The following is an 11,331-nucleotide window of genomic DNA, read 5'->3' as shown; positions in this document are numbered from 1 at the left end:
CGCTTCCGGACCCGCTGCTGGAAGGCGCAGGACAAGTGCGCGACCGAGGAGCCGCCCGTCCGCGGCGGGCGGGCGGTCAGACCGAGCCGGGTGACCAGGGCCGCCGCCAGATACAGCGCCGACGCCAGTAGCAGACACTGCCCCGGGGACAGCAGGGTGAGCAGCGCGCCGCCGGTCGCGAAGCCGCCCATCTGCGTCAGACCCCAGAGCATGTTGTAGACCGAACGCCCCAGTACGTAGCCGTCCCTGGGCAGCAGCTCGGTCAGCAGCCCGCCGCGGGCCCCCGCGCCCAGGGACGACACCAGACCCTGGAGCAGTACGACGGCGAAGACCGCGCCCATCGGCAGTCCGGGCAGCGCCTGGACCGCCGTACCGGCCGCGAAGACGAGACAGAGCCCGGTCAGGACCGCGCGCGGCGGCAGCCGGTCGGCGCCCGACAGCAGGAACGCGCCCCCCAGCAGCTGCGCCAGATGTGGCCCGAACATGCTGATCGCCGTCAGCAGCGGCGAGCCCGTGGCCCGGAAGACCAGGGTGCCGAGGGCCAGTCCGCCGATGGTCTGGGCGGCGGCCGATACCGCGAAGGAGAGCAGGAACGGGGTGAACTCGGGGGTCCGGAGCAGGGTGCGGTAGCTGCGCATGCGTCGAAGTCTCGGAGCGCAGCTCGGAGATGGTTACTCTTTCGCCGACACACGAAAGGTCGTCCCCGTGGGCTTATGGCAGATCGACACCGACACCCTGGCCCGCAGCCGGTTCACGCTCTCGCCGTTCGCCGAGACCTTCGCCGGACTGCAACTGCTGCACTCCGGCACCGGCGCGCACCCCGGTGAGCAGGAGTGGCTGCGGACCCATCTGCCCGGCTACCGCGCCCTGGTCGCGGCCGATCCGGTGGCCGTACCGCTCGTCGCCGCGGCGGTCGGCACCTCCTGGATCGCCGACTTCGTCTGCCCCACCTCCCGCGTCGGGGAGAGCTTCGAGGAGACCGTGGCCCGGGTCGGGGAGACCGCGCCCGACCGGGCCAGGGACGATCTCCGGGTCTCCGTCGGCGGCCCGCTCCCCGCCGTGCTGGAACGGGCCGACCGGCTGCCCGAACGCGCCGTCGAACTGCTGACCTGGGTCTGGGAGGAGACCGTACGGCCCTACTGGGAGCGGCGGCGGCGGGTCCTGGAGGCCGATATGGTCGCCCGCACCGCCGGGGTCGGCCGGGGCGGCTGGGCGGCCGTACTGGACTCGCTGCGGCCGGGGACGCGCTGGCTGGGCGAGCGGGGCTTCCAGGTCAACCGGAATGCCTATCCGCCGCGCGAGATCGCCCCCGACGCCGAACTGCTCTTCATGCCGGTGACCCCGAGGAAGGGCTGGGTCTCCTGGGAGGGACGGGAGCGGTACGCCGTCGTCTACCCCTGTCTCGGGGTACCCGCCGAGGACCACGAACGGCGGCCCGTCCCGGCGGGTCTCGCGGCGCTCCTCGGCACCGCGCGGGCCCGGGTGCTGACCCTGTTGGGCACCCCCATGAGCACCACCCAGCTCGTCGCCGTCACCGGGCAGGGCCTGGGCTCGGTGGGCGGGCATCTGCGGGTCCTGCTCGACGCCGGGCTGCTGGAGCGGCGCCGGGCCGGACGGTCCGTGCTGTACGTCCGCACGGCGGCGGGCGAGGTCCTGCTGGAGGCGTCCGGGGCGGGGGCGGCGGATCCGGAGGGGCGGGCGGGGAAACCGTAGGGCCCTGGTTCCGGCGGTACGGGCGCCGGGCGCGGTGGCCGTACGCGCCCCGGGGCCGTACCGCCCGAAACGGAACCGCCGCGCGGCTCAGCCCCGGTGGCGGCGCGGTGTGAAGGTGAACGGGAGCGCCCGCACCCGGTTGTCGAAGCTGGAGTCGATCAGCTCCGCCGGGCCCGTCGCCCGCAGGTTCTCCGTCCGGGACAGCAGCTCCCGGAAGACCGCCTTCATCTCCTGCCGCGCCAGATGCGCGCCCAGGCAGTAGTGGGGGCCGCCGCCCCCGTACCCGAGATGCGGATTGGGGGAGCGGGTGATGTCGAACGCGTCCGGATCGGCGAAGACGGCCTCGTCCCGGTTGGCCGACGCGTAGAACAGCACCACCTTCTCGCCCGGCCGGAACACCCGCCCGCCGAGGGCGTACTCCGCGGTCACCGTCCGGCGGAACTGGATGATCGGCGTCGAGTGGCGGACGATCTCCTCCACCGCCCCGTCCCCGTACCGCTCGGGCTCGGCGGCCAGCAGCTCCCGCTGCGCCGGGTGGTCGCCGAGCAGGACCAGCCCGTGCGCCAGCGCGTTCCTGGTGGTCTCCACCCCGGCGACCAGCAGCAGGGAGAAGAACGCCCCCAGTCTGCGGGCGTCCAGTGCCTGGCCGTCGACATCGGCGGTGACCAGCGCCGTGATCAGGTCCTCCCGGGGCTCGCGGCGCCGCTCCCGGGCCAGTTTGCCCATCACGAGGTGCAGATGGGCCAGGGCCCGCAGCCCCCGCCCCGGCATCCGAAGCCGCCCGCGGCCCACGCCGATGTCCCGCGACGCCTCGTCGATCCGGCGGGCGATCTCCCGGCGGTGGTGCCCGGGGACCCCCATCAGATCGCAGATGATCTCGAACGGCAGCCGGGAGGCGATCGCCGCGACGAAGTCGCCGGGCCGGTCCCGGATCACCTCGTCCACCAGCCGCTCCGCCACCGCCCTGACGTTCTCCTCGGCGGCGGCCAGCAGCCTCGGTGTGAACGCCCGGCCGACGATCCGGCGGAGCGCCGCGTGCTCGGGGTCGTCCAGATTCACCATCGAGTCGCCGAACAGCGCCTTCACCCAGCCCGCCGGTTCGGGTGTGGTGACGCCGGGGGCGCTGGCGAAGACCCGGGGCGTACGGCTCGCCTCCTGGACGTCGGCATGGCGGACCAGCGCGTGGAAGCCGCCGGGCCCCTCGGGCGGCCCGAACCGGACCGGGGCGCCGACGGCCCGCAGCCGGGCGAAGGCGGCCAGCCGGTCGGGGCGCGGCAGCCGCCAGAAGCCGGGATCGGCGAGATCGGGCAGGCCGGAGGGTACGGCGGCTGCCGGGGCGGGCCCGGTGGATCCCGGGGCGGCCGTTCCGGGGGCAGCGGGGCCGGGTACGGCGGAAGGGGCCGCCGGGGCGGGGGGCGCGGGAATGTCCATGGCCGGGGCTTCCTCGGGGTCGGGGCGGACCATCTTCGCCCATTGTCCGGCTATCCAGAGCTATCCACGGCTATCCACCGTTATACGAGGGTGCGTCATACCGGGTGCTCCGTAGCGCCGTTGCTGCGTTCGGGGGAACTTCGCACTGTCACCCGCGCCCCGGTCGTTGTTCCGCCACAGAAGCAGAGCAGGCGGTCGGCCGACCGGTGACACGCGCCGGTGCGCGCCGCCGCGCGCAGAGGGGACAGATCCATCCATGAAGTCGACCACCCGGGGTTCCGTCGCCGCCGTACTGGCGTGTGTGGCGTCCGCGATGGGCGCGGGGGCCGTGCCCGCGGCCGCGACCCCGTCCGTACCGGTCACCCTGCCGCTGGAGAGCCTGGAGCACGTCCTCCCGGTCCCGGCCCCCGAACTGGCCACCGGTGTCCCCGTACCCGTACCGCACGCCCCCGAGGCACCGGCGCACGTCGCCGGGCGGCTGCTGCCGTACGGGGCGCTGCCCCGGGTCCCGCTCAGCACCGAACTGCCCGTCACCGAGGCCGGGGTACCCGTCACCGAACCCCTCGGGGACCGCGAGCTCGGCGTCGCCCGGATCGCCTCCGAGGCGGCCGACCTGTCGCTCACGACCCCCGGCGCCTCCCTGGGCGCGCCCCTCTCGGCGCCCCGGCCCGAGCTGTACGGACAGCCGGAGCCGGTACTACCGGAGGTCGCCGTACTCACCCCGACGCTGCGCGGCGCACCTGCTGCGGGTCTTCTGCTGGACCGATAGTCATACGAACCATCCCTCTGGTGCGCGGCGTTCCACCCGGACGGGGAACCCTTTCGCGGTCGCGTCGTTGACAGGTTCCACCCCCTGTCATCGAACACATCGCGAAGGGCGACCCATGCGCATCCCCGACCGCCTCGGCACCTTCCGTACCACTGTCACCGCCCTCACCACCCGTCGGATCGCACTGCGCGCGCTGTTCACGGCGGCGGTGGCCGGAGGGACGGCCGGGGCGCTCGCGCCCCTGCTCCGGACGGGCGGCGGTACCGGCCCCGGCGAGGGCTCGGCGGCGGCACCGGAACGCTTCTCGGAGGTGTACCGGGGCCGCCGGATCGAGGGCTCCGCCACCGTGTTCGTCCCGGTCCACGGCCACGGAGACGGAGGTGGCGGCGGCGGCGGCGGATCCGAAGGACCGGGGCACGGCTCCGGCTCCGGTTCCGCTGAGCGGGGCGGCGGCGGCCGGACGGGTGCCGCGCCGCCGACGATCGAGGTCAGGATCGACGGCCGCCCGCTGCACATCATGCGACGCGCCGACGGCAGCTATCTGAGCCTGGTCAACCACTACGAGTCCTTCCCCACCCTCCGCGAGACGGCGCGGGCCGCCGTGGACGAGCTGGGCACGGCACAGCTGGTGGTGCTCCGTGGCTGAGACCGAGCCGAAGAACCGCGTACCGGTCCGGAAGAACCAGCGCGATCTGACCGCCGCCGAGAAGAAGCGCCTGGTCGACGCGGTGCTGGAGCTGAAGCGACGCGGCGAGTACGACGAGTTCGTCCGGATGCACGGCGACTTCTACGTCACCGACGGCGAACTCCGCCCCCGGGCCGCCCATATGACCCCCTCGTTCTTCCCCTGGCACCGCCGCTATCTGCTGGAGTTCGAACGCGCCCTCCAGCGGATCGACGACCGGGTCACCGTGCCGTACTGGGACTGGACCCGGGACGCCTCGCCCACCTCGGCCCCGTGGACCGACGACCTCCTCGGCGGTACGGGCCGCCCCGGCGACCGCCGGGTCACCAGCGGCCCCTTCGCCTACGCCACCGGGGGCTGGACGATCAACTCCCGGGTCGCCGACGGCCGCTATCTCACCCGCGACCTGGGCCGCCCGGCCGATCCGCTGACCCTGCCCACGGCCGACGACGTGGCACGGGCGATGACGGAACGGGAGTACGACACGCCCCCCTGGGACTCCACGGCACGCGGCGGCTTCCGCAACGCGATGGAGGGCTGGGCGGCGGGCAGCCCCGAACGCTGGCGTACCCACAACCGGGTCCACCGCTGGGTGGGCGGGCTGATGCTGGGCGCGACCTCGCCCAACGACCCCGTGTTCTGGCTCCACCACGCCTTCATCGACCTGCTGTGGGACCGCTGGCGGCGGGCCCACCCCGAATCCGGCTACCGGCCCGGGACGGCGCTGCCGCGCGGGGACCGCCAGCACCGGCGGGTCTTCGCGCTGGACGAGCCGCTGCCGCCGTGGGACGTACCGCCGTCCGAGCTGATGGACCACTCGCGGTGGTACCGCTACGCCTGACGGCCCCGGGGCCGTGTGGTGCGGAAAGGACCGAGGGCCCCGCCCTCCGACCGGCTGGTCGGGGGGACGAGGCCCTCGGGCTCGGGGCTCGGGGTGATTAGTACGCGCCGCCACCGGTGTTCGCGCACTGGTTGCCGAACGCCGGGTTCAGCAGGCCGATCACGTCGATCGTGTTGCCGCAGACGTTCACGGGGATGTTGATCGGAACCTGAACGACGTTGCCGGAGGCGACACCGGGGGAGTTGGCGGCGGCACCGTGCGCTCCGGCGTCAGCGGCGGCCAGGCCCGCGCCACCGGCCAGCAGGGCGCCGGATCCGGCGAGGACGGCGGCGGCCTTCGCGATACGCGACATCAGTAGTTCTCCTTGCAGAGTCTGAAACATCGGCCGCAGAGCTTGCGGCCTTCACGTTGACAACGCGGTACCCCGTAGGTGGTAACGGATCTTGCCGGAACTGTCCGAACTGATCGTCTGTGCGAGTGCCGTCCGGGGCGTGACCCGGACCGGGTTCCGGGCGTTGCGCGGGGTATGAGCAATCACGGAGAACGCGGCAGGCACCGTCGGCAGGCCCGGCCGTCCAGGGCCCTCACCGTCGCGGGACTGGCGCTGGCGGCGCTGGGCGCGGCGGGAGCGGGTACGGCCGCGCAGGCGGCGCCGACGGCGAGCGCGGGGGCGGTGGCGACGAACGGGGGCGAGGTCGACCGCAATCTGCTGAAGCCGCCGCCGGGAGGTGTCCTGGCGCCGGTCACGGACCTGCTCCCGGGCCTCCCGGGCGCGTAGACCCCGTCGCGGCGAGCCTTTTCGCGAGCGGAGCCCCCTCGCCGTGCCGCCCGGCCTTGTCGACGGCCACAGACGGTCCGCAGACCGCGACGCTGGAGGGGAGCTCCGAGGCTTCGGGCTTGAACCGCCGGCAACCCCCGGAGGGTCCCGTGCCGGGGCCCCGACGGCGGTGGGGCCCCAGCACGGGGGGTTTCAGGGGCGCGGAGTGCGCCGGATCGAGCGGCCCGCGAGGACGTCCGTACGGGCGCCGTCCTCGATGACGAAGCGCCCGTCGATGAGGACGTACGGAATTCCCGTCGGCAGCGTTCGCGGCGCCTCGAACGTGGAGCCCGCCGCGACCGTATCCGGGTCGAAGAGCACCAGGTCGGCCCGGTAGCCCTCGCGGACCAGGCCCCGGTCCGCGAGCCGGAGCCGGGCCGCCGGGCGGGACGTCAGATGGGCGACGGTCTCCTCCAGGGAGAGGACGCCCAGTTCGCGCGCGTACCGCCCGAGGTAGTGCGGGAAGGTGCCGTACGCCCGCGGGTGCGGCTTCGCGCCTTGGAGGATGCCGTCGCTGCCGCCGGTGTGGACCCGGTGCCGCATGATCGTGCGGACGTTCTCCTCGTGGCCGACGTGCTGGAGGATCGTGGAGCCCAGCCGGTCCGCGATCATCAGCGCGCGGGCGGTGACCCAGGGCGCCTCGCCGCGTTCCTTCGCGGACTGTTCGATGGTCTTGCCGACATAGCCGCCGAGCGCCGGGTCCGCGGTGCCGGAGATCTCGATGGTCTCCCACTCCATGGGCACGCCGTGGCAGCCGTCGGAGCCCTCGACCTCCAGGTGGTGCCGGATCCGTTCGGCCGTCTCGTCGTCCCGCAGCCGCGCCAGCAGCGCGTCCGGACCGCCTTCACTGGCCCAGCTGGGCAGGGTGGCGACCAGGGTCGTGGAGCCGGGGGTGTAGGGGTAGGTGTCGAGGCTGATGTCGGCGCCCTGGTCGAGGGCCTCGTCCAGCAGGGCCAGCAGATCGCCGCCGCGCCCCTTGTTGACGCCGAAGTTCATCGTGGCGTGGGCGAGGTGGAGCGCGCAGCCCGCGTCCTGGCTGAGCCGGACCATCTCCTCGTACGCCTCCAGCGCCCCGGCGCCGTAGGAGCGGTGGTGCGGGCAGTAGTAGCCGCCGTAGGAGGCGACGACCCGGCAGAGTTCGGTCAGCTCGGCCTGGGGGGCGTACATCCCGGGGGTGTAGGTGAGCCCGGAGGACATGCCGACGGCGCCCTGTTCCAGGCCCTCGGCGACGAGTCGCTTCATCCGGGTGAGTTCGTCGTCGGTGGCGGGCCGGTCGTCCCAGCCGACGACGGCCATCCGGACGGTGCCCTGGGGGACGAGGTAGGCGGCGTTGACGGCGATGCCCCGGTCGAGCCGGTCGAGGTATTCGCCGACGGTACGCCAGTCGAAGTCGACGGAGTCGTCGCCGGGGCCGCCGCCGTTCCAGCCGTTGATGGCCCGGCGGACGCCGTCGAGGGTGGCGTCGTCGACGGGGGCGTACGAGAGCCCGTCCTGGCCGAGTACTTCCAGCGTGACGCCCTGCGCGGCCTTGGCCTCGTGGCCGGGGTCGCGCAGCAGGGCGAGGTCGCTGTGGGCGTGCATGTCGATGAAGCCGGGGGCGAGGGCGAGTCCGGCGGCGTCGATGACGCGGGCGCCGGGCGCGGCGGGCGCCGGGTCGCCCTCGCGGCGGATCGCGGCGATCCGGCCGTCGCGTATCAGGACGTCGGCGCGGTAGGAGGCGCCGCCGGAGCCGTCGACGACCCGGGTGTCACGGATGAGGAGGTCCATCGTCGTCCCGCCTGTCAGAAGAAGGTGCGGATGTAGTCGGTGACGGTTCCGTCGGCCTCGACGAGGGGGATGAGCTGCCACTTGTCGAAGGCGGTACAGGGGTGGGAGAGGCCCATGCCGACCCAGTCACCGACCTCCAGATCGGCGTCCGGGGCGGTCTTCACCCAGCCGTGCTGGTCGGAGAGGCCGCTGATCTCGATCCCGGTGGCGGGGCGGATCTCGCCGGTCCCGGTGTCCCGGACGACCTGGGCCTCGGGGAGGTCGAGGTCGTACGCGGCGTCCCGCTTGCCCGCGTTGAGGAACGCCTGCTCGGGCGAGGGGCGGGAGACGACCTGCGCCCAGAGCCGGAACGCGGGCCGCAGCGCGCCTTCGTCGGGGACCCGGTTGAAGGGGGTGAGATGGCGGTAGTGGCCGTCGTCGTGGGAGACGTACGCGCCGGAGCGGAGCAGTTTGAGCACCGGCCGGGAGAGGGCGGGGATCTCGGCGAAGACATCGGCGACGGCGTCGAACCAGGCGCTGCCACCGGCGCTGACCACCACATCGGAGCCGGCCGCGAACCGGCCCTCGCGGTCGAAGTCGGTGGCGAGCGCGACCAGGCGGCGCAGCCAGGCGCGGACCCGGTCGCCGTCGGCGTCGGGGACCTCGCCCTCGTATCCGGCGACGCCGACCAGGCGCAGGGTGGCGGTGGCGGCGATCGCGTCGGCGACGGCCGCGCAGTCGGCCTCCGTACGGGCCCCGGTACGGGCGCCGTCCCCGGCGCCCAGTTCGACCACGACCTCCAGCGGGCGGCGGGCCCCGGCCTCGGTCAGGGCCCGGTCCATCAGCTCGGCGCCGCGGACGGAGTCGACGTAGCAGACGAACCGGAAGTCGGGGTCGCGGTCCAGTTCGCCGGAGAGCCAGCGCAGGGCGGCCGGGTCGACCAGCTCGTTGGCGAGGAAGATCCGCTGGATGCCGTGGGCCCGCAGGACCCGGGCCTGGTGCGGGACGGCGACGGTGATGCCCCAGGCGCCGCGCTCCAGCTGGCGGGCGAAGAGCTGCGGGGACATCGACGTCTTGCCGTGCGGGGCGAAGACCAGGCCGTGGCGCTCGGAGTAGCTCTGGAGGAGGTCCAGGTTGTGCTCGACGGACTCGGCGGAGAGCGCCAGTACGGGGGTGGTGAAACCGCCGGTGAACAAGGAGCGCCGCTCGGCCGCCAGCTCCGCGACGGTCAGTCCGTCGGCGTCGGGGGGCAGCGCCTTGAAGCGGTGGTCCACGCGTTCATGGCGGAGCTGGCCCAGCGGATCGGCGGGCATGGACGCCTCCTCGGTTCGTACGGTCATGCGGTCACCAGGTTTGTTGCAATATTTGCAACGGTCATTGCGTATAACGCTCGGTGCTGTCTAACATCCGGCGCAGTGCCGGGTCAATGGACCCGACCGCCCCAGACCCCGCGAGGAGCCCCAGGGTGAGCAGCGTGAACGGACCCGACGAACCGTCGGGCACGGATGCCACGGCCCCGGTCGCCGAGGTGACCTGCCTCGGCGAATCCATGATCACGTTCCTGCCCACCGTGCCCGGACGCCTCGCCGACGTCCCCGCCTTCACCCGCGCGATCGGCGGCGCCGAGTCCAATGTCGCCTGCGCCCTGGCCGCCGCCGGACACCGCGCCGCCTGGGTCAGCCGGGTCGGCGCCGACGGCTTCGGCGACCACCTCGTCTCCGCCGTCGCCGGATACGGCGTCGACACCTCCGCCGTCACCCGCGACCCCGGCCGCCCCACCGGCGTCTACTTCCGCACCGCCACCGACCGGTCCGCCTCCGGACACGAGGTCGTCTACTACCGCGCCGGATCCGCCGCCTCCGCGATGTCGCCCGAGACCGTCCCGTACGACCTGGTCTCCCGCACCCGCGTCCTCCACCTCTCCGGGATCACCGCGGCCCTCTCCGCCGACTGCCTGGCGCTGCTGCGCGGACTGCTGCTTCCCCGCGCCGGGCGGCCCCTGATCTCCTTCGACGTCAATCACCGGCCCAAGCTCTGGCGGGACGCCGACGCCGGGCCCGTACTCCTCGACCTCGCCCGCGGCGCCGACCTCGTCTTCGTCGGCGAGGACGAGGCCGAAGCCGCCTGGGGCATCGAAGGCCCCGACGCGATCCGGGCCGCCCTGCCCGAGCCGGAGACCCTGGTCGTGAAACAGGGCGCCGCCGGGGCGACCGCGTACGTCCGCGACCCCGGCACCGGCACCGACGAGACGGTCTTCGTCCCCGCGCCCACCGTGGACGTCGTCGCACCCGTCGGCGCCGGCGACGCCTTCGCCGCCGGATACCTCTCCGCCGCCCTGCGCGGACTGACCGCCCGGGACCGGCTGCGGCACGGCCATCTCACCGCCGCCGCCGCCCTCACCGTCCCCGGCGACCTCGGTACGCCCCCCGACCGCGACCGGGCCGACCGGCTCGCCGCACTCGACGACGCCTCCTGGGAGAGACTTCGTCTCGGCCCCGGCTGGACCTCAGCCGTGGATGAGGAGGTACGTAAGCCATGAGCCAGACCGTCGACCGCGCGCTGAGCATCCTGCCGCTGCTCGCCCAGGGACCCGCCGACCTCGGACAGGTCGCGCAGCGCCTCGACGTCCACAAATCCACCGCGCTCCGGCTGTTGCGGACCCTCCACGACCACGGACTCGTCTTCCGCCAGCAGGACCAGCGCTACCGGCTGGGCGCCCGGCTCTTCGCCCTCGCCCAGGAGGCGATCGAGAACCTCGACGTCCGCGAGATCGCCCACGCCCATCTCGTCACCCTCAACGAACAGATCGGACACACCGTCCATCTGGCCGTCTACGAGGAGAACGAGGTCCTCTACATCGACAAGGTCGAGAGCCGCTACCCGGTCCGGATGTACTCCCGGATCGGCAAGCCCGTGGCGATCACCGTCGCCGCCGTCGCCAAGCTGCTCCTCGCCGATCTGCCCGAGTCCGAGCGGCGGATGATCGCCGAACGGCTCGACTACCCCATGTACACGGCCCGTTCGACCCCGAACGCCGCCGCGTTCCTCAAGGAACTGGCGACCGTACGCGACCAGGGCTGGGCCACCGACCTCGGCGGCCACGAGGAGTCCATCAACTGCATCGGCGCCCCCATCCGGGGCGCGGGCGGCAAGGTCGTCGCCGCGATGTCGGTCTCCGCGCCCAATGTCGTCGTCACCGCCGACGAACTCCTCACCCTGCTGCCGCTGGTCCGCCGGACCGCGGACGCCATCAGCCGGGAGTACAGCGGGGCCGTCACCCCGCAATGACACCTTCCACCGGACCCCACCAGCCGCCGACGAACAAGGAA

General features: G+C 73.5%; 11 protein-coding genes and 1 pseudogene. 7 read left to right on the top strand and 5 right to left on the bottom strand.

The window, feature by feature from the left end; all coding sequences use genetic code 11:
* Positions 1 to 638 (bottom strand): annotated as a pseudogene (locus AB0G74_RS02350) (MFS transporter); the annotation flags it as partial.
* 67 nt (positions 639 to 705) lie between these two features.
* Between AB0G74_RS02350 and AB0G74_RS02345 the strand changes: the two are divergent.
* Positions 706 to 1,713: a winged helix-turn-helix domain-containing protein gene (locus AB0G74_RS02345; RefSeq protein WP_361139483.1), complete on the top strand. Its 1,008-nt coding sequence runs from the start codon at positions 706 to 708 to the stop codon at positions 1,711 to 1,713.
* An 87-nt stretch (positions 1,714 to 1,800) separates the two neighbouring features.
* Here the strand turns inward: AB0G74_RS02345 and AB0G74_RS02340 are convergent, their stop codons facing one another.
* A complete protein-coding gene (locus AB0G74_RS02340) occupies positions 1,801 to 3,177 on the bottom strand; it encodes a cytochrome P450 (protein ID WP_361139480.1) in 1,377 nt (458 codons plus the stop codon).
* A gap of 223 nt (positions 3,178 to 3,400) precedes the next feature.
* On the opposite strand from AB0G74_RS02340, the gene AB0G74_RS02335 reads away from it, so the two are divergent.
* The 3 genes from AB0G74_RS02335 to AB0G74_RS02325 all read left to right on the top strand — a co-directional run bounded on the left by AB0G74_RS02335 (position 3,401) and on the right by AB0G74_RS02325 (position 5,439).
* Positions 3,401 to 3,913 carry a hypothetical protein gene (locus AB0G74_RS02335; protein WP_361139477.1) on the top strand — a complete coding sequence of 171 codons (513 nt, stop codon included), beginning with the start codon at positions 3,401 to 3,403 and terminating at the stop codon, positions 3,911 to 3,913.
* 115 nt (positions 3,914 to 4,028) lie between these two features.
* Complete coding sequence (locus tag AB0G74_RS02330; RefSeq protein WP_361139475.1) at positions 4,029 to 4,559, top strand: tyrosinase family oxidase copper chaperone; 531 nt, start codon at positions 4,029 to 4,031, stop codon at positions 4,557 to 4,559.
* The gene (locus AB0G74_RS02325) at positions 4,552 to 5,439 is read left to right on the top strand and encodes a tyrosinase family protein (protein WP_361139472.1); all 888 of its coding nucleotides are present in this window, start codon (positions 4,552 to 4,554) and stop codon (positions 5,437 to 5,439) included. Before AB0G74_RS02330 ends, AB0G74_RS02325 begins: the two co-directional genes overlap by 8 nt.
* 97 nt (positions 5,440 to 5,536) lie before the next feature.
* Here the strand turns inward: AB0G74_RS02325 and AB0G74_RS02320 are convergent, their stop codons facing one another.
* On the bottom strand, positions 5,537 to 5,791 hold the full coding sequence (locus tag AB0G74_RS02320; protein WP_358827822.1) for a chaplin: 255 nt from the start codon (positions 5,789 to 5,791) through the stop codon (positions 5,537 to 5,539).
* Between the two features lie 174 nt (positions 5,792 to 5,965).
* On the opposite strand from AB0G74_RS02320, the gene AB0G74_RS02315 reads away from it, so the two are divergent.
* Positions 5,966 to 6,217, top strand: coding sequence for a hypothetical protein (locus AB0G74_RS02315; RefSeq protein WP_361139467.1), 252 nt, complete (start codon positions 5,966 to 5,968; stop codon positions 6,215 to 6,217).
* A gap of 192 nt (positions 6,218 to 6,409) precedes the next feature.
* Here the strand turns inward: AB0G74_RS02315 and AB0G74_RS02310 are convergent, their stop codons facing one another.
* The gene (locus AB0G74_RS02310; RefSeq protein WP_361139464.1) at positions 6,410 to 8,023 is read right to left on the bottom strand and encodes a D-aminoacylase; all 1,614 of its coding nucleotides are present in this window, start codon (positions 8,021 to 8,023) and stop codon (positions 6,410 to 6,412) included.
* Between the two features lie 14 nt (positions 8,024 to 8,037).
* Positions 8,038 to 9,315, bottom strand: a complete 1,278-nt coding sequence (locus AB0G74_RS02305; RefSeq protein WP_361139533.1) for an amino acid deaminase — start codon at positions 9,313 to 9,315, stop codon at positions 8,038 to 8,040.
* A gap of 152 nt (positions 9,316 to 9,467) precedes the next feature.
* Here AB0G74_RS02305 and AB0G74_RS02300 point away from each other — a divergent pair, with 152 nt between their 5' ends.
* Entirely contained in the window at positions 9,468 to 10,541 is a 1,074-nt protein-coding gene (locus AB0G74_RS02300) for a sugar kinase (RefSeq protein ID WP_361139462.1), read from the top strand.
* Positions 10,538 to 11,290, top strand: coding sequence for an IclR family transcriptional regulator (locus tag AB0G74_RS02295; protein ID WP_358827818.1), 753 nt, complete (start codon positions 10,538 to 10,540; stop codon positions 11,288 to 11,290). Before AB0G74_RS02300 ends, AB0G74_RS02295 begins: the two co-directional genes overlap by 4 nt.
* Positions 11,291 to 11,331 lie beyond the last annotated feature (41 nt).

The sequence above is a fragment of the Streptomyces sp. NPDC020875 genome (assembly GCF_040641415.1).
Taxonomy (GTDB): Bacteria; Actinomycetota; Actinomycetes; order Streptomycetales; family Streptomycetaceae; genus Streptomyces.
The sequence above is the reverse complement of the archived record's forward strand: the minus strand, read 5'-3'. Positions and strand labels throughout refer to the sequence as shown.